At 36.7% G+C, this 22,898-nt stretch carries 16 protein-coding genes; 8 read left to right on the top strand and 8 right to left on the bottom strand.

The window, feature by feature from the left end; genetic code table 11:
- Positions 1-88: 88 nt before the first annotated feature.
- Entirely contained in the window at positions 89-658 is a 570-nt protein-coding gene (locus tag HQN83_RS17540; protein ID WP_173091772.1) for an RNA polymerase sigma factor, read from the bottom strand.
- A gap of 260 nt (positions 659-918) precedes the next feature.
- Here HQN83_RS17540 and HQN83_RS17535 point away from each other — a divergent pair, with 260 nt between their 5' ends.
- The gene (locus tag HQN83_RS17535; RefSeq protein ID WP_173091770.1) at positions 919-1,281 is read left to right on the top strand and encodes a response regulator transcription factor; all 363 of its coding nucleotides are present in this window, start codon (positions 919-921) and stop codon (positions 1,279-1,281) included.
- Positions 1,282-1,360: 79 nt separating this feature from the next.
- Here HQN83_RS17535 and HQN83_RS17530 read toward each other — a convergent pair whose 3' ends face one another.
- Positions 1,361-1,861, bottom strand: a complete 501-nt coding sequence (locus HQN83_RS17530) for a DinB family protein (protein WP_173091768.1) — start codon at positions 1,859-1,861, stop codon at positions 1,361-1,363.
- 157 nt (positions 1,862-2,018) lie between these two features.
- Between HQN83_RS17530 and HQN83_RS17525 the strand changes: the two genes are divergently transcribed.
- The 4 genes from HQN83_RS17525 (at position 2,019) to HQN83_RS17510 (ending at position 4,924) form a co-directional block, all read left to right on the top strand.
- Positions 2,019-2,846, top strand: coding sequence for an endonuclease/exonuclease/phosphatase family protein (locus HQN83_RS17525; RefSeq protein ID WP_173091766.1), 828 nt, complete (start codon positions 2,019-2,021; stop codon positions 2,844-2,846).
- A gap of 96 nt (positions 2,847-2,942) precedes the next feature.
- The gene (locus tag HQN83_RS17520) at positions 2,943-3,533 is read left to right on the top strand and encodes a hypothetical protein (RefSeq protein WP_173091764.1); all 591 of its coding nucleotides are present in this window, start codon (positions 2,943-2,945) and stop codon (positions 3,531-3,533) included.
- A 95-nt stretch (positions 3,534-3,628) separates the two neighbouring features.
- A complete protein-coding gene (locus HQN83_RS17515; protein ID WP_173091762.1) occupies positions 3,629-4,126 on the top strand; it encodes a cupin domain-containing protein in 498 nt (165 codons plus the stop codon).
- 66 nt (positions 4,127-4,192) lie between these two features.
- Entirely contained in the window at positions 4,193-4,924 is a 732-nt protein-coding gene (locus tag HQN83_RS17510) for an acyl-CoA desaturase (RefSeq protein ID WP_173091760.1), read from the top strand.
- A 349-nt stretch (positions 4,925-5,273) separates the two neighbouring features.
- Here HQN83_RS17510 and HQN83_RS17505 read toward each other — a convergent pair whose 3' ends face one another.
- From HQN83_RS17505 to HQN83_RS17495, 3 genes are all read right to left on the bottom strand, one after another.
- Positions 5,274-6,578 carry a DEAD/DEAH box helicase gene (locus HQN83_RS17505; RefSeq protein WP_173091758.1) on the bottom strand — a complete coding sequence of 435 codons (1,305 nt, stop codon included), beginning with the start codon at positions 6,576-6,578 and terminating at the stop codon, positions 5,274-5,276.
- Between the two features lie 108 nt (positions 6,579-6,686).
- Positions 6,687-8,036: an MFS transporter gene (locus HQN83_RS17500; RefSeq protein WP_173091756.1), complete on the bottom strand. Its 1,350-nt coding sequence runs from the start codon at positions 8,034-8,036 to the stop codon at positions 6,687-6,689.
- Positions 8,037-8,089: 53 nt separating this feature from the next.
- Entirely contained in the window at positions 8,090-9,433 is a 1,344-nt protein-coding gene (locus tag HQN83_RS17495) for an APC family permease (RefSeq protein ID WP_173091754.1), read from the bottom strand.
- 131 nt (positions 9,434-9,564) lie between these two features.
- On the opposite strand from HQN83_RS17495, the gene HQN83_RS17490 reads away from it, so the two are divergent.
- Both HQN83_RS17490 and HQN83_RS17485 read left to right on the top strand, forming a co-directional pair.
- Positions 9,565-11,466, top strand: coding sequence for a DNA topoisomerase IV subunit B (locus HQN83_RS17490; protein ID WP_173091752.1), 1,902 nt, complete (start codon positions 9,565-9,567; stop codon positions 11,464-11,466).
- Between the two features lie 119 nt (positions 11,467-11,585).
- Positions 11,586-13,706: an ATP-binding protein gene (locus tag HQN83_RS17485; RefSeq protein WP_173091750.1), complete on the top strand. Its 2,121-nt coding sequence runs from the start codon at positions 11,586-11,588 to the stop codon at positions 13,704-13,706.
- 9 nt (positions 13,707-13,715) lie between these two features.
- On the opposite strand, the gene HQN83_RS17480 is transcribed toward HQN83_RS17485, so the two are convergent.
- Genes HQN83_RS17480 through HQN83_RS17470 form a run of 3 tightly spaced genes read right to left on the bottom strand, consistent with a single transcriptional unit; the run spans position 13,716 to position 22,157 of the window.
- Positions 13,716-14,753, bottom strand: a complete 1,038-nt coding sequence (locus tag HQN83_RS17480; RefSeq protein ID WP_173091748.1) for a YihY/virulence factor BrkB family protein — start codon at positions 14,751-14,753, stop codon at positions 13,716-13,718.
- An 8-nt stretch (positions 14,754-14,761) separates the two neighbouring features.
- The gene (gene tamL / locus HQN83_RS17475; RefSeq protein ID WP_173091746.1) at positions 14,762-17,062 is read right to left on the bottom strand and encodes a translocation and assembly module lipoprotein TamL; all 2,301 of its coding nucleotides are present in this window, start codon (positions 17,060-17,062) and stop codon (positions 14,762-14,764) included.
- Positions 17,046-22,157: a translocation/assembly module TamB domain-containing protein gene (locus tag HQN83_RS17470; protein ID WP_173091744.1), complete on the bottom strand. Its 5,112-nt coding sequence runs from the start codon at positions 22,155-22,157 to the stop codon at positions 17,046-17,048. The genes tamL and HQN83_RS17470 overlap by 17 nt, the downstream gene beginning before the upstream one ends.
- A 170-nt stretch (positions 22,158-22,327) precedes the next feature.
- On the opposite strand from HQN83_RS17470, the gene HQN83_RS17465 reads away from it, so the two are divergent.
- Positions 22,328-22,816 (top strand): cytidine deaminase, encoded by a 489-nt coding sequence (locus HQN83_RS17465; protein ID WP_173091742.1) that lies wholly within the window; start codon positions 22,328-22,330, stop codon positions 22,814-22,816.
- Positions 22,817-22,898 lie beyond the last annotated feature (82 nt).

The raw sequence follows: 22,898 nt of genomic DNA, 5'->3' as shown, positions 1-22,898 counted from the left end.
ATGGTTGATTATAAGTATGACTATCGAGATTGAAATTAGCCCAGTCGAAATGAAAAAATATTTTTAATAGATATAGATGCCTCTATGCTTAAAAGAATACAAGGATGTAAGCCATCATTAAAGAAGCTCTTAATGTAGTAATAGCACGTCCTAAATGGTTTCGAACTGTTTTTGGTGAAAGTTGTAGTTGAACCGCGATTTCATCTGTAGTTAGTTCCTGATGATAACGCATTTTAAAAATAGTTTTTTGTTGATTAGGCAAAGCATCAACCATTGCTTCATAAGCTTTCATGAACTCTTTAAGCAATATTTGTGCATCTGCACTCGCTCTGTCGGCCTTTAATTCAAGAAGGAGGTCATTAATTGGGATGTACCTGTTTTCTTTAGCTAAAAGTGTAAAAGTACAGTTTCTAACAGCTGTAAATAGATAGGCCGATACGTTTTTAACAACAACATCTTTTCTCCTTAACCAGAGTTGTGTAAAAACATCCTGAGCTACATCTTCTGCTTTACTGAGATCCTTTAGCCTTTTGTATCCTGTGTTGAGTACCAGCTTCCAATATTTTTGATAGAGGGTGTCAAATGCAGTTCTACAATCATCGCGCATGAGCTGAAGTAACATTTTATCATCGTCAATATTTAAAAGGCCTGACTTCATTTGCTGTTTAGATATTATTTACCCTTTTGTCCAATATGGATTGCCTTGTTGTAAATGGTGTTAATATTTGGTTGTTAATCATTGGGATGCATTACTGTTTTAGCAGTGCATTCTAAAGATTTATTGAAGTAAGTATATAATTTCTATTTCGGCAACCTGTAGTATCCTGTATCATTTTCGTAACAATTATATAGCGGCTTATTATGCGTGGCCAAATTGTTGCTATGAATAACTAAATCCATATTAATAAGAATCCCGTTATGATAAAAAGAGTGCACGTCCTTGAAGATGATGAAGATATAAGGTATATAATTGGAGTTTTACTTAAAGATGAAGGCTATGAGTTACAGCTTTCCTCGACCTTTACAGAACTTAAAAGTAAATTAAAGGATAGTTTGCCTGATCTTTTCATTTTAGATGTAATGATACCTGATGGTGATGGTACTGATATTTGCAGCGATTTGAAAGGTGACCCATTTACTAAACATATCCCAATTATAGTGATGTCGGCAAATGATCAGAATAAACAGAAAAGTTTAGATGCAGGCGCAAATGACTATATCAGTAAGCCATTTGATATCGATTACATCGTAAAACGAATTAATTCGCAATTGGCGAAGTAAATACGAGGTTCGATTTTATTACGTCTTTACGTCATTCTGAATTTATTTCAGAATGACGATTTTTTTAAAAAGCCCTTTTTTATACCAACTGCTGTATGTTCTTGATTTGGTGTGTATGCCTTTGCATATGGTAAATAAGGAAGTTGATCCATTCTAACCTTGTAAACTTCCCAAACCCCGGGATTTCAAAATTCATGTGAGTTTCTGTCAAATCCAACGTTTTAATGGCTTCAGTAATTTGATCTTTCATTGTGTTGAGATCTGCAACCAGTACTTCCTTTTTATGAGGAGGTGGAGAAGGAAGAACAAAATCCGGTGAAGTCATTTTGGTTGTAAAGTCTAAAAATATACCTTTAATAAGGTCAATCTTTTTACCAGGGTCCCTTTCTGTGGGAACTGCTTTATCATTAACTGTTTCTATTATCCCTCCAAATGATTGCGAAATGTGATCTGTAACTTGCCCGGCAGTCCAGCTGCCTTCAAAAGGAACTTTGTTGAGCTGTTCTTCTGAAAGAGAAGAAATGAGCTTTAACAATTCGTCTGTTGTTTCGGTTACTTTATTTAAGGTTTCTGTTTTCATGAGTTTTAAGTTTATACTTAAAGTTACCGTGATTTAGTCAACAATAACGGGTACGAATACGGCATTATTAGGGGTGAAATGCGACTATTGTGTTTAGTAAAATGTCAACTATTATAAATAGTTTATTAATTTAGGCACATATAATAACCAAACCAATATGAGATCTTCCCATACAACTTTAGCTACACTGATGATATGTTCAGTATTTAGTTTTTTTGCAGTAAAAGTTTCGGCTAAAAATAATACTGATTCGCTTTCTGTTAATAACAAAGAAAAGGAACTTAAGGTGATGACCTATAATATTCATCATGGTAATCCACCTGCAAAAGAAGGTGTCATTGATTTACAAGCTATAGCCGATGTAATAAATAGTCAATCACCAGATTTAGTCGCCCTACAGGAACTAGATGTATTAACAAGTCGTAGCGGTAATGTTGATGAAGTGAAAAAACTTGCAGAACTAACAGGGATGCATAGTTTCTTTTCAAAAAGTATTGATTTCGGTGGTGGGGGATATGGTGTTGCCATATTATCGAAATTTAAAATCAATAAAGAAGAGCGGTTTACTTTGCCTTTTAAGGAAGGATTAAATGCTGAGCCTCGTTCTCTGGCGGTAATTAATGTTACCCTTACAAATGGTAAGAAGCTTGATTTTGCTAGTACACATCTGGATTTGAAAGATGAACATCGTATGCTACAGGTTGCAGAGATTAATAAAATTTTAGGTAATCGTAAAGGTGCTGCAATTCTTGCCGGAGATTTGAACCTTACAGCCACAACTCCTGCCATGAAAATATTGGAACAGTATTTTGAACGTAGTTGCCAGGAAAATTGTGCGCCGACAATTCCAGATGTAGACCCTACAGAAGAAATAGATTTTATCATGTTAAAAAAAGGTAGTCCTTTGAAAGTACAGTCGCATCAGGTATTAAATGATATTCACGCTTCAGATCATCTCCCACTTGTGGTTACCTATAAGTATTAATGGTGATATTCTAGTCTCAAGAACTAACGAAATTTTTATTTTGTAATCTGCCGAGATGTAATTAACTTCAACGAAGAAGATCTAAAAGTTAAAATTTTGGAAGATAGCATTAAAGGGCTTGTACCTCATGTTTTGAGTTTTGTTATAAACGAGCTTTGCAAGAATGGCTTTATGATTGCCTATGAAAAAGATCTTTCGGATTTAAAAGGCTTGATTGAACCAGATTCTATTTCGCCGGATGATTTGGAGCTTTTAGAGGCTGTTGATGATGAGGTAGTTCGAATTTTATTGAGCTCCATTGATAAGGTGGTTAAATGCTCTCAGACTTATTTTCTAATAAATAACCTTGATGAGATGGAGGTAATGGAAAATGAAGAGTACAGTCTGCTGGCTTCCGATAACTATTATGCTTATATTATTGATTGGGAAAGTAAAAGTTACAAAGATTTACTCTATAACTTAAATGCTGTTTATTTTTCTATTTCCCAATTGCTGTATCATACCACTTGTCAAATTAAACTTGATGAAGTAGAAATACCTGATGAAATGTATGATGAATTTATTGATAAATATTCAGAGTTGTTGAGAGGGAATTTTGATCCAGATGATAAGAATATTTCACTGCTGTATAGCCTAATTATTGAACTAAATAATGATCTGTCAGATATTGATAATCTAGCAGAGTAATTCTTTTGTCTGTTTTTTTGATTTTTTTTAGCTCTGATAATGAAAGCTAAAGCACTTTTAAGTAAGTTTGGGATTTAAAATATACCACTTATAAAATGTCAGATCAAAAAAAAGAAATATTTGAAGGCGTTGCACAACGCTTAAAGATTGAAGGATTTAATGTCGTTAACCGTGATGAGACCCGTCCATGGGGAGGTTTTTTTGTAATTGATGAAGAACAAGCACAACAATTTGCAAACGTTTATTTTGAAGGTTTAAATGTAGATGATCTTAAAATTTCAGGTAAATTAAGCCCTAAAATATTAATAGTTGCTCCAAATACACGTTTATCGTGGCAATATCACCACCGTCGTGCTGAAATATGGAGAGTAGTTAATGGTACTGTTGGTGTAATCACTAGTGATACTGACGAACAAGGAGACGTAAAACAATTAACTCCTGGACAAAGCATTAAATTAAAACAAGGTGAAAGACACCGTCTAATTGGTTTAGAAGATTGGGGTATTGTTTCAGAAATCTGGCAACATACAGATCCGGCTAGCCCATCTGATGAAAGCGATATTGTTAGGGTTCAGGACGATTTCGGAAGATAACGCATCTTCCTGTCATTTAATGACATCATTGTATCTAAACACCTATAATACTCGTTAATATCTAATATGATAATTTTAATATTTTTTCTGGCGCATTGGTTTTTGTCGCTATTTTCTCAAACATTCTTTTTACATCGCTATGCATCACATAAGATGTTTAAAATGAATGGCTTTTGGGAGAAGTTTTTCTATGCAATTACCTTTTTGTCACAAGGGTCTTCTTTTTTAAATCCAAGAGCGTATGCGATTTTACATCGCATGCACCATGCTTATAGTGATACAGAGAAGGATCCACATTCTCCACATTTTGTGAAAGATGTTTGGGGTATGATGATTCAGACAAAAAACATTTATCTGAATTATTCAAAGTATAACCATGAGCCTGAAGAGCAGTTTCGTGATAACTATCCTTCATGGCCAATTATTGATAAGATAGGGGACTCATGGATTACACGTTCAGTGTTCATCTGCTTTTACATTTGGTTCTATGTAACTTTTGCTACGGCATGGTGGATGTTCTTATTGTTGCCAATCCACTTTTTGATGGGACCTCTTCATGGTGCAATCGTAAATTGGTGTGGTCATAAATACGGTTATTCGAATCATGATAATAATGATCATAGCAAAAACTCTTTGCCTCTTGATTTTCTGATGTTAGGGGAGTTGTTTCAAAACAACCACCACAAAAAACCTAATAGCCCGAACTTTGCAAGCAAATGGTTTGAGTTTGACCCAACTTATCCGATCATGAAAATGATGCACTGGATGAGGATTATTAAGATAAGGAAGTCAAATTAAGTGATCTGTTTTCGGGCTGCATTAATTTGCGCTGAAGAAGCGCAAACGAACGCTAGGCCCTCTCCCAGACACCGAATTTGTAGTAAAGGAAGGAAAGACAGTAGCTTTGAACAAGTAGTTGTACAAGGTTGAACTAAATGATAGCAATTGATAATATTAAAATAGCCAGTAGAGCTATAATATTAGATATATCACTATCAATATAAAAGATAAACCTCGTAAAAAAGGGCAGGATCTTCGTAAGTAAGATCCTGCCCTTTTTTATTTTTCCAGCAAATTCAGTGTCTGATAGAGGGCATAGGAATAATTGCCTTTTTCAGGCATTTTTTCCAGCCCGAGAGCAGATCACTTAATTTGATTTTTTGTTACCGCTCCAGCGTCTGCTTCCACTGCTTGGATTTCTTTTAGCTCCACTTAAGTTAGGTTGACGCTCTGTTCTTGGAGGACGTTGACCTCTTGCTGGTTTAGCTTTTCCTTTTGATTTCGCTGCGGCAGCACCTGACATCAGGCTTTGCCAGCTCATCGCAAAAGGATGATCTTCGGTAACAGGAATTTTTAAACCTATTAACTTCTCGATATCATCTAAAAATTCTTTCTCTTCTGAATCACAAAACGAAAGGGCAATACCACTTAAGCCGGCACGACCAGTACGACCAATCCTGTGTACATAAGTTTCAGGGATATTTGGTAGTTCGTAATTGATTACGTGAGTCAATTCATCAACATCAATACCACGTGCAGCAATATCAGTAGCAACCAAAATACGTGTGGTTTTAGCTTTGAAATTGGTTAATGCACGTTGTCTCGCATTTTGCGATTTATTACCATGAATGGCTTCGGCTTTAACGCCTACTTTAATCAAATCTTTTACAATACGATCAGCACCATGTTTTGTACGAGAAAATACCAATGCAGTTTGAATGGTTTTATCTTTTAAAATATGGTGCAATAAATCTTTCTTGTCGTTTTTCTCTACATAGAAAATCTCTTGTTGGATCTTCTCTGCTGTAGATGAAACAGGGGTAACTTCAACTTTAATTGGATCAGTAAGGATCGTATTAGCTAAAGTTTGGATCTCTTTAGGCATGGTAGCCGAGAAAAACAAAGTCTGTCTTTTAACAGGTAGTTTAGCAATAACTTTCTTTACGTCATGGATGAAACCCATGTCTAGCATTCTGTCAGCTTCATCAAGAACAAATATCTCAATGTCGCGCAGGTTGATAAAGCCCTGATTCATCAGGTCTAATAATCTTCCTGGAGTAGCAACAAGGATATCAACACCTCTATGTAATGCATCAGTTTGTGCTTTTTGTCCAACACCACCAAATATTACCAGTTGTTTTAATGGTAGGTTTTTTCCGTAAGCTTTAAAGCTTTCTTCAATTTGTATGGCAAGCTCACGAGTTGGGGTTAATACCAATGCTTTTATCGCCTTGTGTATTTTTGTATTGGTGTGAGGTTTACTAAGTAACTGTAGCATTGGGATAGCAAACGCGGCAGTTTTACCTGTACCAGTTTGAGCACACCCTAACAGATCTCTGTTTTGAAGTATGGATGGAATAGATTGTTCTTGTATTGGGGTAGGTTGTGTATAACCTTCTGTTTGCAGCGCTTTTAAAATTGGCTCAATCAGGTTTAATTCTTCGAATAACAATGTGTTTGTATTTTAATGTATAATACGAGGCAAAAGAATATCACCTCACGGCAAAGGTACATATAAACTTCCGGCTTTTATTCATCTCACTCTTTTATAGGTATGTAGTTATAAATCAGAAGCTTTGTTTTCTTTAAAGCGACTAAAAAACAAAAGTGCCAGCACACAAAGTACAAAGCCTACAACACCGTTTAAACGCAGTCCGTAATCATTTCCAGGATCTTTGCCATATACCGTTAGCATAGCGAAGATGGCTATTCCCATAGTTTGACCTAGTTTTACAAAGAGATATTTCACGGCAAAGAACATCCCTTCATGATTTTCTCCTGTTTCTTTGGTGTCATTTTGTGCAATGTCAGCCAAAATTGCATTGGGTAAAATACCCAAAGAGGCCAAAGGGAAGGAAGCAAAAATTACCAGGATGTACATTTGTACAGCAGGCGAAAAGGGCAACTCACCTAAGAAATAGATGGTGACAAATATTAAACTGAGTATGCCAAATGCAACCAATACCAGAGGCTTTTTCCCAAATCTTTTAGCCCCATAATTAATAAAAGGATAAAAGAAGAGGGATAAAATTACCATAATCCCCATAAATTTACCACCATCAGAATCCGGCAAACCCAACAACACGGTAACGAAGAAGAGTAAGCCACTTGATATGATACTTAAGGCAATGTAATAAGTGAAATCAGAGATTAGGTAATATTTGAAATTGGTATTTCTAAACGTGTTTTTAAGTGCCGGTATAAGTTCAATAGGAGTTGGTTTCGTATCTGTGTATTCTTTCTCATCTATAAACATAACGGGTAAGGTCATAACAAGGCCAGAGAAGATGCTGAGACAAAAGATGGTGTATTGCAGTGCTTCAGATCTGTCAGTAATTTTAAAAACATCCTGTATCAGATCTGCATAATTATTGCACATGGCTCCAATTATCATCCCTAAAACAAAACCTACTTGCTGAAAGGTAGAAAGCTTAACTTTTTGATCGGCACTATGTGTCAGTTCGGCTAACAGTGCATTGTAAGGAATAATATAAGTGGTTACTGAAATAAAAAAGCCAGCAAGTACTACGGTAAGCCACCAGGCGTTGGTAATGCTTTCGCCCTTAACCATTGGATAGAAAACCAGCGAACAACATATCACTGCCGGAATGATAGCATATTTCATAATGGGGATCCGTCTGCCTTTAGGGTTTTCACTGGCATCACTTATAGAGGCTATGAATGGGTCGTATATCGCGTCAAACAACCTGCCCGATGCTGCAATTAACGATAAGATATTAAATGCGCCAAATACCAATAACTGAGGTACTAGAGGAGTGAGTCCTGAGTTGTTCGGTGGGAGATAAAAATAGGGCAGCATTACAATAATAATGTTGGTCATGATGCTCCAACCCATCATTCCTGCTGCGTAGGCAATTTCTTTTTTAAAGGGTAATTCTTTTATCGGCATCTTATAATAGGGTAATGGATTGAGCTTGTTAATTCTGGTTGTTATACTGCTTTCTACGTTCGGTTTTTACGGTACAATCGGTTTACGAAATATACAATGATAAAGCAGGCAAATATCAATAGCCCATTTATTGCTGCCTCCGGATCATCAACATAAATACTAATTGCCACGAACAAATAGGCAGCAATAAATATTAATGGCATTAGCGGATAAAGGCTCATGCTGTAAATGGTTTTCTTATCAAGGTGTGCAGTCCGCTTCCTTAAAAAGAATATGGTGGCGGCCGAAGTAGCCATACCAATACAATCTAAAAATATAGTGTAATTTAAAATCTTATCAAAGGTTTGGGCATAAAATAAAGTGCTTATTGAGATGATGGTAAATACAGTTAAGCTTACGAACATCACATCTGTTTTTTTATTCTTTTTGGTAAAGATTGCCGGTAATGCTTTCTCTTCGCCCATGGCAAACATAGCCCGTGGATTGCTTAATAAGTTGACATTTACATACCCCAAAACAGAAAGGTAAATTAAACCGGATAAAACGGTAAAGCCTATTGGTCCAAAGATCTTTCCTGCTAGTATCGCCGCAATGCTTTCGGCTGTTTTTAGCTGTTCAAATCCTATAACTCTTACATACGCGTAATTAATTGCCAGATAGAGTACAAAAATGACAGATAAGCCGGTAATAATTGCACGAGGTATAACTTTGCCCGGTGATTTTGTTTCGCCACCAAAGTTTATAGTTTGTTGGTATCCGCCAAAGGTAAAGGAGATTGCAATTAAGCAAATGCCTAAAGCCTTACCATAATCAAATAAAGTGGGTGCTGCACCGGTAGATGTGTTGAAAACTGAGGGAGCAGAGTGTGCTGCAGGGCCCATAAATATAGCGCCAATTAATGCTAGCACCATACCAATCTTCACTAAAGAAAGGATGTTTTGTGCTTTGGAACTAACTTTTAAGCCTAATAAGTTGATGAAATAAAACAGGCCAATAGAAACAGCCGCAATTGCGATCCTCGAAAACTCCGTCTGCATCTCTAGCGGCAAAATGATTTTACTTAAATATTCAGCCCCAATAATGGAAACACCTGCAACCGACGCGGCGTTTGAAACTACTATAATGCAGTTGATGGCAAATGCAATGGAAGGATGATAAAATGCAGAGAATATTTTGTAGTAACCTCCGGTAACCGGAAAGCGGGATCCAATTTCGGCATAAGTTAAGGCTCCACATAAAGCAATTAACCCACCAGCTATCCAAGCTAAGAAAAACAGTTCTGGTATTTGCGCTCCTGCTGCCACGTTAACGGGGGTGCGGAAGATGCCCATCCCGATCACCAGACTTACAACGATCATTGACAAGTCAAGCATGGAGAGCTGTTTTTCAGGTCGCATATTAAATCTGGATTTAATTTATTTGAATATACATGAAAATGTGCATTTGTTGAAACTTTGTAATTGATTCCCCAGCTTATTCGAGTAAATTTACTGCATTATCGTATTTTTGCATTATACTCACTTACATTATGGCTGAACCGAATTATAACGAAGATAGTATACGCTCCCTCGACTGGAAAGAGCACATCAGATTACGTCCCGGTATGTACATTGGTAAACTGGGTGATGGATCTGCGCAGGATGATGGGATTTATGTTTTGCTTAAAGAGATTGTGGATAACTCAATAGATGAGTTTGTAATGGGCTCTGGCAGGACAATTGAAATTACCGTATCCGAACATAAAGTGAATGTAAGGGATTACGGTAGGGGTATTCCATTGGGTAAAGTAATAGATTGTGTTTCTAAAATAAATACCGGTGGTAAATACGATAGCAATGCATTCCAAAAATCGGTAGGATTAAATGGTGTGGGTACTAAAGCAGTAAATGCACTTTCTACTAATTTTGTGGTTCAATCTTATCGTGATGGAAAAACGAAAAAAGTAGAATTCTCTAAAGGTGAAGTTGTTTTAGAAAACGACATTATTGACACTACTCAACGTAATGGTACTGCAATTACTTTTTATCCGGATGAAACTATTTTCAGAAATTACCATTATATACCAGATTTTGTAGAAAGCATGATCTGGAACTATGTGTTCCTGAATACAGGGCTTACTGTTAACTTCAATAATCAAAAATATTTCTCAGAAAGAGGGTTATACGACTTACTTTCTAAATTTAATAAAGCCGAAGAATTGCGTTATCCCATTATTCACTTAATAGGTAATGATATTGAGATTGCAATGACTCACGGCCAGCAATATGGAGAGGATTATCACTCTTTTGTTAATGGTCAGCATACTACCCAAGGTGGTACACACCAGGCTGCATTCCGCGAGGCTGTAGTGAAAACGATCAGAGAGTTCTATAAAAAAGAATATGATGCTTCTGATATCAGGGCGTCAATTATAGCTGCTATTTCTGTTAGGGTGCAAGAGCCTGTGTTTGAATCGCAGACTAAAACCAAGCTTGGGTCACAGAATATGGGGCCAGATGGACCTTCTGTGAGAACCTTCATTAACGATTTTGTTAAAAAGGAGCTTGATGATTACCTGCACAAACATTCAGATGTATCTGATGCATTGCTAAAAAGAATATTACAATCTGAAAGAGAACGTAAAGATATTGCCGGCATCAAGAAACTGGCTAACGACAGAGCGAAAAAAGCATCCCTACACAACAAGAAACTTAGAGACTGTAAAGTTCACTTTAACAGTAACCACGATAAAAGATACGAAACTACCTTGTTTATCACCGAGGGTGATTCTGCTTCAGGTTCAATTACCAAATCCAGAGATGTGGATTGCCAGGCTGTTTTTAGTCTTAAAGGTAAACCCCTAAATTGTTATGAGCTTACTAAAAAAGTGGTTTATGAAAATGAAGAGTTCAACTTACTTCAGCATGCGCTAAATATTGAGGATGGTTTGGAAGGGTTGCACTATAACAACATCGTAATCGCTACGGATGCCGATGTGGATGGTATGCACATCAGGCTGTTAATGATGACCTTTTTCCTTCAGTTTTTCCCTGATCTTGTACGTGCAGGCCATGTTTACATCTTACAAACGCCATTGTTTAGAGTACGTAATAAAAAGGAAACTATTTACTGCTATAGCGATGATGAAAGAAAACGTGCAATTGAGAAGCTTGGCAATAAGCCCGAAATTACCCGATTTAAAGGATTAGGTGAAATCTCTCCTGATGAGTTTGGCTTATTTATAGGTAAGGATATCAGGTTAGATCCTGTAATCCTTAAAGATCAGACGATCAAAAACTTATTGGAGTACTATATGGGTAAAAACACTCCAGATAGACAGCAGCATATCATCAGAAACCTTAGAGTAGAAAAAGATACAATAGAAGAATTGGCTATTGAAGAAGTTGTTGCAGTAGATGAATCTGACGAAACAACACAAGATGTTGCTTAAGATTCATTAAAGTATCGGTTATTTGAAATTTTTGGTTTATTATTGTACTCCAATCAGATCCCTCTTGATATAATTATTTGATAAATCCTGTAGTTATAACTACAGCATAATTAAATCATATGCCGTTCAACGCTAAGAGAAGAGATCCATTTCGTTACTTTGTAGTAGCCTTTTTAATAATTGCATTATTTACCTATGCCTTTCTATTATACCTTCGTAACAACAAAGTTAATGGGCTTAAGGGGGATATTGCGAAACTAACAACTCTTCAAAAGAGCTATTCCGAAGTAGATAGCTGCATTTATATTCTCTATCAGGCAGAGAACAATTCGCGTATGTATGCGGTAACTGCCGACAAGTATTACCTCAATCAATTCTCAAAAGGAATTCAACGAATTTCATTTCTTTTAAATGACCTGAATAAGCAAGAAGAGAATGATGTAAAGCGTAAGGATTTAAAAGGCCTTGTAAATGAAAAAAAACTAAAGACAGAAAGCTATTTGAAACTTAGGCGGTTAACAGATAGCTTGTTCGCCGGATTCTCTAAACTTGGTTTGGAAGAAAACCGAGCTAAGGCAAAAATTAACCTCAATTCAATAAAGAAAAAGTTTAAAACAGTTGCAACGGTAGATACCATTAAGCAAGCCATAGCTCCACGTAAAAAATTCTTTGGTAGACTGGCAGACGCAATTTCCAATAAGGGCTCTAAGGATAGTACAGTTACAATTGTTAAGACAACTAAAAATGAAGGCGTTGTAAATGAGGTTACAAATTTCAATAATAAATTACTGGACGAAGTAGAAGCATATTATCGTAAGCTTTATGCTAATAACAATAAGATAAAGACTAACGAACAAGCGATTTTGCTTTTAAACAATAAATTGATCCAAGATATCATTACGGTACTAAAAGACTTCAAGCGAAATGATATTGAATATATTAGCAAACGCAGAGTAACCTTAGGAGAAGAGCTTGAAGGAGAACTTAAGGCATTAAGTGGAATGGAACTAATAGATGCATTATTGTTAGTTAGTTTGGCCATCATTATACTATACAATCTTTATAAGCTTTATAAAAATGAAAGCCAGTTAATTAGTATGAATAGCCTGGCAGCTCAGGATTCACATTCAAAAAGTCGTTTCCTTGCTAATATGAGCCATGAGATAAGAACTCCATTAAATTCAGTAGTTGGATTTTCTGAGCAACTTGGCAAGAGTGACCTGAATGAGGAGCAGCAGGAGCAGGTAGATGCCATTCGGAATTCCTCAGAAATGCTATTGGAATTGGTTAATGAGATTCTTGATTTTTCTAAATACGAAGTTGGTAAAATAAATATCGAGTCTGAACCCTTCTCTCCAGAATTAGAGATTGCTGAAGTTTTTCACAGTATGAATGTTCTTGCTGAGAACAAGGGGTTGCACTTAGAGAATAAAATATCTATCGATAAAAATGTTCACTTAATTGGCGATCGTCTTCGCTTAAAACAGGTTGTTATGAATCTGTTAACCAATGCCATTAAATTTACTAAAAGAGGAAAGATAACGCTTAGGGTTCAGTTGGTGTTAGATGGGAAAAAACAGGCAGTGTTAAAAGCACAAGTAGAAGATACCGGAATAGGCATGGCTAAAGAAGATCTAGAGGTAATATTTCTTGAATTTTCACAAATCTATTCATCCGCTAAAACACAGCTTCAGGGAACAGGCTTAGGGCTGGCAATTTGTAAAAAGATAGTAGAACTGCAAGGCGGTAAAATAAATGTAAGCAGTGTACTTGGTAAGGGTTCAGTATTTAGTTTTGAAATCCCTTATCTTATTTCAGAATTCGAGCAGGAACAACGTGTTAATGTAGGAGTGTCTGGTGTTGGGGAATTGGCAGGAAAAAGAGTGCTACTAGTCGACGATAATAAAATGAACATTCTACTGGTTCAAACAATACTGAAAAGGTGGAAAATGGAATACGATTCTGCTTATGATGGAAAGCAAGCACTGGAATTATACAAGAAAAAGGATTACGATATTATTCTAACTGACATTCAAATGCCTGTAATGGGTGGGGTAGAGCTTACACACGAAATCAGGTACAATGGAGATTTTACAAAGTCTAGAATTCCAATTTTAGGAATAACAGCTCACGTAATGCAGGAGAACAGGGAAGCCTATTTAAAAGCAGGAATGAATGATCTGGTATTAAAGCCGTTCTTAGAGAAGGAGCTGATGGATCAGATGATTAAATACATATAACTAGCCCTGTCAGGTTATCTTTGTATCTTCCGGATGTTGAGGTGGTAACACATCCACCTTTTTTTCCACTACTACAATTTTAGTATGCACTGCATACTTACTTGGGGCAATACCTTTAGCGTATCTTTCTGCATAAGCCTGAGTAAATTCAGCGCCAAAATACAAGATGATAGAGGTATAATAGATCCAAAGAAGAATTACAATGATGGAACTAGCAGCGCCAAAAGCCGAAGCAGGATTGCCTCTTTCAATGTAAATTCCAATTACATATTTGCCCAAGCTGAAAAGTAGTGCAGTAAATAAGGCGCCGACAATTGCCGGTTTCCATTTTAAATCTACATCTGGCAGCACTTTAAAGATGATTGCAAAGATGCAGGTCACAACAGCTAGTGTTAAGGCATTGGTTAGGATTAGCATAAAAAGTTCAGATACCTTTTCAACCCCAACCTTAGAGGCAAGGCCCACAAGCTTGTCACCTATACCAACTACAACGCTGTTTATAACGAGGGAGACGAGCAGTAAAAATCCTAGTGATGCAATTAGTGAAAAGGAGAGCAGCCTGTTGGTAATTAGCTTCTTCCAGCCCTTTTTCGGCACAGCCTTTACTTTCCAGATCAGGTTAATACTATCCTGAATCTCTATAAACATAGCGGTGGCACCAATAATAAGCGTGGTGATGCCTATAATTAATCCCAGAGTACTTCTGCCAGAAACGTTAGATTGTTTTACAAATGACTTTAACTGAGCAGTGGCTTCGGGGCCAACTAAATCTTGTATTTCAGAGAAAAGCTCTTCTCTCGGATCCATCTTATATGCTTTAACCGATCCATCAGCAGCATACTCCACCGTATGAGCAATGTCGCCACCTAAAAACAGACTGGCTGCGGCAATGATAATGATGATAAGAGGAGTAAGAGAAAAGATGGTGTAGTAGGCTAGTGCAGCGCTCAGCTTCATTACCCTATCTTCCATAAACCCTTTTCCGGCAGCTATAAATAAATGCGTTGTTGCCTTAACAAAGTGAATAGCTTTTTTTAAAAATGTCATAATTAATACTAAAAAGGATATCCAATACCTATGTTATAAATTAAGTTTTCTTTGCGCCAGGCACTGCTTCCAAAATCTACCTGATCTATTACCCAACGATTTCCTGGTTCAAGATAAGGTTTTCTGATAGGGAATGCTACATCTAAGCGGATCACAAAGATTGAGGCGTCAACTCGAAGACCAGCACCTGTACCTACTGCAATTTCGTCAAGTGCATCTTTAAAATTAAATCCAGACCCCGGCCTATCAGGATCTTCTTTTCTTAACCACACGTTACCGGCGTCTGCAAATAATGCTCCGTACAGAACACTAAATAGTTTAAAACGTAATTCGGTGTTGATCATTGCCTTTACATCTCCACTTTGGTCTGTAAGGCCGTTAGTTATATCCTTTTGCTTAAACGAACCCGGGCCTAATGATCTGGCAGGGAATGCCCTGATGTCATTACTACCACCGGCAAAGAACTGGCGCACAAATGGAATAGATGTACTGTTTCCATAGCCATAACCATAGCCAAGATTTAAACGACTTGCCCAGATAAGTCGCTTTGTGATTTTATAATAATCTCTAAAATCAGCTTCAACTCTTATAAATTGATTAATTGGAATGCCAAGTACTGTTTTTTTGCCCTCTTTATTTTTACCTGCAAACATACCCCAAACGTTTCCTCCGGTTTCCAAACTTCCATTGAAGTAGATGTTATTTCTTCTAAAATCTTCCATCTGGTTGGTAAAAGTGAAGTTATAATTACTTCCTATAATGAATTGGCTTTCCAGATTGTTTTTCAAACCAGGGTTGGCAAGGTATAAGCTGTCTCTTTTAGCTGTGTCATTTGTTACACTAGATGTTACGTAATTGATGGAGATCGGATTAAACGTATGTTCTTTATACAAGTTTTCTTTCCAAATATATCCAAACTCTCCTTTAATTGAATTCAAGCTATACAAAGATCCTCTGTTTAAAGATTGGTAAGATAATGAAGCAACAGTTTTAGGTATAAACGCATTGGTACTATTGAAATCAAAGAAGGGAAGGATAAACCTTGGGAAAGTAAGTTTTGCCTCAGTAGTAAAAGAATAAGAGTTTAATCCACTTGTCTGCCCGCTTACCTGAGTTTCAAAACCACCACTCACACTTATATCTAACTGCTCTCCACCTCTAAAAAGGTTACGGGTAGTTTGTGTTAACTTGGCTTCCGATCCAACAAAGTTATTGGACTTACTTGTTCCTGTAAGAGAAAACGAAAGAGAGTTTTTCTTTAATGGGGTAAGGAAAATATTTAGGTTTAGTTTGTTGTTTCTAAAACTATCAACTGGCAAAAACTCTGCCTTTACATTCTGGAAAACTCCTATGTTAACCATTCTGTTTAAAGATTGGTTATGATCGCGTCTATTGTAAGTTTCATCTTTTTTAAAGAATACCAAACGGTCAAATAACCCCGATTTATAAGTATGGCGCGAATCATAAATATTGAAATCCTTATACACTTCAGGAATCGAGTGCCTTATTGCGCTATCCCTTCTTAAAGAGTAATTAGGGTAGATGTTAATCTTCTCAATGGTATAAGGTTTCAAGCCGGCATCAGGAGCAATGTCTTTTACTTTTATCCTGATGTCTACCAGATGCTTTCCAACTGTACTGTCTACTTGTAAAATTAAATAGTCCGGACTAAAGTAAAAATATCCACGTTCCTTTAAATCGTTGTCTATCCTGATTCGTTCATTTTTATAAGTCTCCAGATCATAGTTGTCGCCAACCTTTAATAGAGTTTTGTCTTTATTCTGATTGATTGCGGCAACGACACCGGTACTGTCTTTCGGAAATTCAACACTATTTATCTTATACCTTTCACCGGTAACTACAGTGTAAAGTGCTTTTCCCTTTTTTCCTTTAACAACGGTGTCTCCATTTACTTCAGATTGCAGATAGCCCTGACTAAGCAAATAGCTTTTAAGTACGGCATTGTTGTATGGTATTTTAACCTCACTTAAAAGTACCGGTGGTTCGCCAACTTTTGTGCGTAACCAATGCCTAATCCCTTTTGGTTTTTTAGGCTCACCGGCAAGGTTATACATGGCAAGTTTAAACTTTACTCCTAAAATCGACTTATTGGGGTTAGGCCTTGTTTTACCAAGCAAGATATCCTTAACCTCTTTCTGATTCTCAATTTTTGCTGTTGAATCAGGGTTGATGTTAATATCTGCGCCGGTATATAAAATCTCTCCGGGTTTAAGGTTTTTGGTACTACTACAGGCGCCAAAAACTAAACACGCAAGTATAAATAAGCTGGATTTAATTTGTTGTCTCATTTTTACGCCTCTCTTCATTTCTAAATCTTTTCTTTTTAGAGAAATTCTGGAAAACCTCTCTGAATTTATTGTAATCAACCACCAATGCAAAACCAAGCCCTGTTTCAATAATCTGCCCTTCAATTACACCCTCGTTCTGGTTGCGTCTGTAAGCCCTCAATCTGTATCTGCCATCACTCGAAAGTAGATACTCTACATTAACATTTCCTGCAATATTGGTAGTATTCTGACCTTGCTGCTGAGGCCCTTCTAGTCCGAAAGAACTACCAACAGTAACAATTAATCGATCATTCAAAAGTTTTTTAGATAGACCAATCTCCAGATCTGTTTTTTGCGATTTACTACCCGATGCTGAGTAATCTTCAGATGAATTTAAACCAAAGTTTATATCCACACCCTTAATCAAATCAGAAGCAAGATTATTCAGCTGTTCAGTTAACAGTTTACTAACACTTGAGCGGGCAATGGAAGAAACACTTGTACCACCAGCCAAACTTTGGAATGGATTATCCGCAATAAATCTGTTAAGCGCCAATAGCGCAAATACCTGTTTGTTTAGCTCACTTTCATTTGTGTTTACATTCTGTAATTTGGCATACACCTGACCATTAACTGCGCCCCGCTCATTTTCCGGTAAATCTAATCTGAATTTGATACTCGGTTTTAACAATTCGCCAGTCATCATAAGGTAAACCTGGAACGGAAGCTTTGTCTTAGCTTCATATTGCGTTGGATCGCCTATCAAATCTATTGGAGCAGTATTTACTTCATACAATGCCGTTAAGTTTACATTGGCCTCCATTGGATCACCTGTCCACACAATGCTACTTCCTTGTTGTAGCTTAAAGTCTTTTTTAACAGGCCCAACAGTTAGGTTGTAACTACCATCAGATACCTGGTATCGTCCAGTTAAACTGGTCTTGCCACTAGGATCCATCGTTGCTGTTAAAGATGCTTGCCCTCTAACTTTTAAAGCGTCACCGTTAGTTGGATCTACAACAACATTCAATTCTGCATTTTCATCAATATTAATAGTGGCACTTAAATTAAGCCCTTTAATCGGAGGTTTACTTATAGAATCATTTACACTTAAGGCCTTTTTGCCATTAAATGGGGGAGCACTAAAATCTGTAAACTGTACAATACCTTCCTGATCAATAATCGACGGATCATCGGGAGGCATCGCAAAGAAGAACTTCGTTTTATCTTCTACTCTAACATCCATGTCCACATCAGGCTGGTTTAAATCTCCACGAACTTTAATGGTACTCGTAACATAAACAGTACCGTATATCATGTCGTTATCAGCAGCAGTAGAATTCATTAACCTAAAGTTGTTGGTTCTGATGTCCATGTTGAACGAGAAATCCTTATAGTCAGTAGTGAGGATACCACCTGTGATAACAGCTTTTTGATTTAAAGAATCGATAATCGTAAACTTGTTAAAGTTCACTCCCTTATCAGTAAAACTTATGGTCTCATTTGGCATTCTGAAGTAAGAATTCACATAGGTTGCCGTAAATGCGGCCTGATTAAATTTAATATCCCCTAAAATTTTAGGTGCATCCAATGGTCCCTTTACTGATAGTTCACCAGACACGATACCTGAGCCATGCTTTATCTGCCCCATGGATACGCTTTCTATGGCCTTAAGGTCTATCTTATCAATGTTTAAAGTAAGGTCAAGCGCGCTCTGCGGAGAAGTGTAGTAAAACCCATTGACCCGTAACTCATGTACCCCAGATAATGCAATATTTGTTTCGTAAGCATTCTCCGTATTGTTGTTTACCGCCACTCTTAAAGTACCAAACTCATCTTTTAAATACCTTAGATGGTCTATTGTTAAGTTCGCCTCAAACTTAGGCGTATCCATCAGTTCCTTTGCATCAACAGTGCCATTAATAGTACCGCCAACCAAAGAGCTGTCCTGCTCAGCAAACTTTGTAAGCGTTTCTATTTTAAAATCTTTAAACTCTACTTTCAAAGGAGAATTGGCAACAGTATCAGTGCTATTAATCCCTAAAAGCTGATTGCCCTTGCTCAGGTTAAACTGACTGGCTATAATACCCGACTGACCAAACTGGATATAATTTTGAGGAGCTATAGCCCATTTTTCATAGTTGAGCAATAGCTTTTGAGGATCGAAGCTAAAGCGAAAATCTTTACTAATGGATTTGAAATTACCACCCAAAACATATTTGTCTTTTCGCTTACTGTCTCTTAAATAGATATTTAAAGCAAGGTTGTTGTTTACGGCATCACCGCTGATCTCACTGTTAAACAAATTAGCTGCAGAACTTTGGAAGCTTTTTATCTGTAGCTTATAATTAAGTTTCTGATCCGTATTGTTTACATTCAATTTCGAGCTATCAATCCTAAAACCTCCATAAACTATTTGAGGGAAAGAAGCATTCATTAGCAAACTATCCTTCTGGGTATCAATTAAACCATTCATTCTGGCAGGGGCGAAGGTGGTTAGTTCCGGTACAAAGTTTTGAAGGATCTTAGGGTTGTAGAAATTCACATAGAATCTAAATCGTTGATCGGGGATTTTAGTAACCTCTCCAAATTGATAGTATTTATTGATCTGGTTAATTACGGCGCTACCGATATTGGTAAGCTGATATTTACCATCTATTTTAGCCCGCAGAAACTCAGACTTCAGTGTAAGCATGTTATGAGTTTCACTTGCTTCAGAATGTACAATAATGGTGTCTACATTAAAACGCTGACCATCCTTAACTACCTGCAAGCCATTTACAAAAATGTCACCATTCAGGTAATCCGGATCAGCAGTTTTTACATCAGCATTAATTGTTCCCGCTACCTTAAATTCACCTGGACTAAAGTGTAGTTTCTGTAAATCAACCTGTTTTAAGTCCATAACGGCTTTTACTGCCGGATATTTGCCTGCAATATTTACAGCTGTTGTTAAATCAAAATTCAAATTGGTATCAGCCATATTGCCTTTTAAATTCAGTTTCTGCTGTTTAAAATCGCCGGTTAAAAAGAGGTCTTTATAAGTGTACTTGTTATAGTATGCACTTACCAATTGTGCTTTAAACTGTGCTGATAAAGTTTTAGGATCAAGTCCGGTTCCTTTAACACTCGCTTTAGCTGTAATTTTACCCAATTGAGCCTGTTGTTTAAGCAGCTTGCCTACATTAAAATTATTCAGGTCTACATTGGCAACATAACTTTCCTTTCCTTTCGGACCTTTCATATTGGCCAATAACTTAGCCGATCCCATATCCGTATTGATGTTAAAACCAGTGTTGAAATTGGTCATTGAGCCAGTAAACTTTCCGTTTGCAATAATCACATTTGGCAACTCAATGTTGGAAGGCAAAGTTTTTTTAGGAATAACTACCAAGAGATCCTTTTTAGTCATGGCAAACCTTTTGATATTCATATCAAAGTAAGCCTTGTTCATGTCTGGGAGTCCTTTTATCCTTCCGCTAACATCAATGTTTGTGCTTTTTAACCCCGAGATTTGTAGCCTGGGAATAACCAAATTATTCATGTAGCCACTCACATTGGCATTAACTTTTATCTTCTCATTCTTGTAGTTTTCAGGCACAGCATCACTAAAGTAAAAGGCATCTCTTAAACCAATAGTTGTGTTTTTAACCACTACAGAAAGCTTTACCCTTTCAGGATGTTTTGTTAAATCCTCAAGAGAGGTGTAGTTTAATTCTGTAACGTTTTCTATCGTAGTGTTAGGTGTTTGCAATAAGAAGTTATTCACCTTAATTGCCTTGTCAGAATAAACAACATCACCTCTTAGTTTAGACAACTGAAAACCACTTTTCTCTTTAAACAACCCTTCTTTAACGTTTATTTTTATGCCTGTATCGCTATACGAAAGTGCCTCCGCAAGCAAGGTTAGATCGGTAAATTTTAAATGATTGAAATCCATTCCCTTTGTGGGCTTGGCGCCAAGATTATCAAACTGCACATTGTTTTCTGCTAAGCTTATATTGTCGACCAATAACGATAGGGGCGAAGATTTTTCCGCAGTATCCGTTTTTGTTTCTTTAGTAGGCTCAACAGGTTTTAACGCAAAAAGGATATTTGATTTGTTAAGCTTTGCATCATTAACCTTGTACTTGCCATTTTTAACATCGGCTAAAAGCTTGGTTAACGATAGCTCATTAACATTTACATTGGCCTTATTGGTTAGCGAGCTGAAATCAATTTTAGTGTCATTCAGCTTAGCATCCTCAATTTTATAATTGCTATTGGTAAGGTCAACAAACAGCTGAGTTAAGGCCAGCTTGTTCAAATCAACATCAGCATTCATGCCCGAAATCCTATCGTCGAATCCTATTTTGATATTATTAAAAGCAAAATCCTGTATCTCTACCAGTGGCAATTTGCCCGATTCTGCTTTAGCCGTATCCAGGCTATTCTCTATATGAGCCTGTAACTGTGTAAGCGGTTTCTGTTGTAAATATTTTAATGAAGTGTTGTTTAAGGCTAAAGATTTGATCACATAGTGTTGCTTATCCATGTCAAAATCTTTAATCTTCGCAGTAAACTCACCCAGATGTAACTTCACATCATTGCCTGCAACATCATCACGATAAACGATACCTATGTCTTCAAAAGACACTTTATCAATAGAAAACTTCAGGGTCGATGTGGTATCCTTTGCGACCTCTTCTTCCGGCTTTTTCTGTTCAGAGATAAAAGCATCTAACAGGAAAGAAAAATTGAATGCAGTGTCTGGGTTTATGCGGGTAACATTGGCTCTTATTTTTTGCAATGAAATGTCATTGATCTCCACTTTATTATTCAAAAGCTGAAATAAGTTAATGTCGACAGAAAGTTTTTGTGCGTAAAGTAGTGTGTCGCCCTTTTTATCTTCAATATAAAACTTGTTCAATACCACATCCTTTGGCAGTGCTATTTTTATACTCTCCAGACTTACCTCGGTTTGAGTTTTATTCTTTAAATAGCTTATTGCTTTGTCTTTAACAAAATTTTGTACTGCCGGAATATTCAGGGAAAGTGCAATAAGGACAACCAGCAGAATGATGCTTGCGATTGTCCAAAGTATGATTTTAAGACTTTTACGAATATATATATTCAATTGAAATGCGTTTTATAGGGTTTTTACTCTGTGGTTTCAATACTAAAACCATGCCACTGGCATCAAAATTAGGCTTCTTACTTATATCTACAATCTAAATAATTAAATTGTTTAAATCAAGTGATAAAATTGTTGTTAACCTATTGTTATAAAAATACGTATGTTTAAATATGGATCAGAAAAACTTCGTTGTTAGCTATCAAACTTTTAAGTCCTTAAATGAGCTAAGTGCGTCAGATCAGGAACTATGTTTAAAGGCCGAGGAGGCATTAAAATCATCATATTCACCTTACTCCAATTTTAAGGTTGGGGCAGCTTTAAAATTAAGTAATAAGCAAATAGTTTTGGGTAGTAATCAAGAAAATGTAGCTTATCCATCCGGACTTTGTGCAGAGCGTGTTGCCCTGTTTACAGTGGGGGCTGCTTATCCGGATTTAGCAGTTCAAACAATGGCAATTACTGCAAAAAGCAGTAACTTTGTAATCCAAAAACCGATTACCTCATGCGGTGCATGTTTACAGGTAATGGCCGAGTTTGAACAGAGACAAAAGCAAGAAATTGAAGTGCTTTTTTACTGTATCGGAGGCGAAATAATAAAAGTAAAAGGAATTAAAAATCTATTACCTTTTGTATTTGTTGAAGAACGATTGGAAAGATAAAACGTCAATTAATGAAATAATGCCCAAAAATCATGAAAACCTAGTCAATTAAGCCCAAAAACATAGGTTATTAACTAAGAAC

The sequence above is a fragment of the Pedobacter foliorum genome, assembly GCF_013266735.1.
GTDB classification, from domain to species: domain Bacteria; phylum Bacteroidota; class Bacteroidia; order Sphingobacteriales; family Sphingobacteriaceae; genus Pedobacter; species Pedobacter foliorum.
The sequence above is the reverse complement of the archived record's forward strand: the minus strand, read 5'-3'. Positions and strand labels throughout refer to the sequence as shown.

Excerpts from the sequence above, each read along its gene's own strand:
- HQN83_RS17495 (WP_173091754.1), bottom strand. The coding sequence starts at position 9,433 with ATGCGACCTGAAAAACAGCTCTCCATGCTTGACTTGTCAATGATCGTT.
- HQN83_RS17525 (WP_173091766.1), top strand. The coding sequence starts at position 2,019 with ATGAGATCTTCCCATACAACTTTAGCTACACTGATGATATGTTCAGTA.
- HQN83_RS17500 (WP_173091756.1), bottom strand. The coding sequence starts at position 8,036 with ATGCCGATAAAAGAATTACCCTTTAAAAAAGAAATTGCCTACGCAGCA.
- HQN83_RS17530 (WP_173091768.1), bottom strand. The coding sequence starts at position 1,861 with ATGAAAACAGAAACCTTAAATAAAGTAACCGAAACAACAGACGAATTG.
- HQN83_RS17490 (WP_173091752.1), top strand. The coding sequence starts at position 9,565 with ATGGCTGAACCGAATTATAACGAAGATAGTATACGCTCCCTCGACTGG.
- HQN83_RS17480 (WP_173091748.1), bottom strand. The coding sequence starts at position 14,753 with ATGACATTTTTAAAAAAAGCTATTCACTTTGTTAAGGCAACAACGCAT.
- HQN83_RS17515 (WP_173091762.1), top strand. The coding sequence starts at position 3,629 with ATGTCAGATCAAAAAAAAGAAATATTTGAAGGCGTTGCACAACGCTTA.
- HQN83_RS17510 (WP_173091760.1), top strand. The coding sequence starts at position 4,193 with ATGATAATTTTAATATTTTTTCTGGCGCATTGGTTTTTGTCGCTATTT.
- HQN83_RS17465 (WP_173091742.1), top strand. The coding sequence starts at position 22,328 with ATGGATCAGAAAAACTTCGTTGTTAGCTATCAAACTTTTAAGTCCTTA.
- HQN83_RS17540 (WP_173091772.1), bottom strand. The coding sequence starts at position 658 with ATGAAGTCAGGCCTTTTAAATATTGACGATGATAAAATGTTACTTCAG.
- HQN83_RS17485 (WP_173091750.1), top strand. The coding sequence starts at position 11,586 with ATGCCGTTCAACGCTAAGAGAAGAGATCCATTTCGTTACTTTGTAGTA.
- tamL (WP_173091746.1), bottom strand. The coding sequence starts at position 17,062 with ATGAGACAACAAATTAAATCCAGCTTATTTATACTTGCGTGTTTAGTT.
- HQN83_RS17535 (WP_173091770.1), top strand. The coding sequence starts at position 919 with ATGATAAAAAGAGTGCACGTCCTTGAAGATGATGAAGATATAAGGTAT.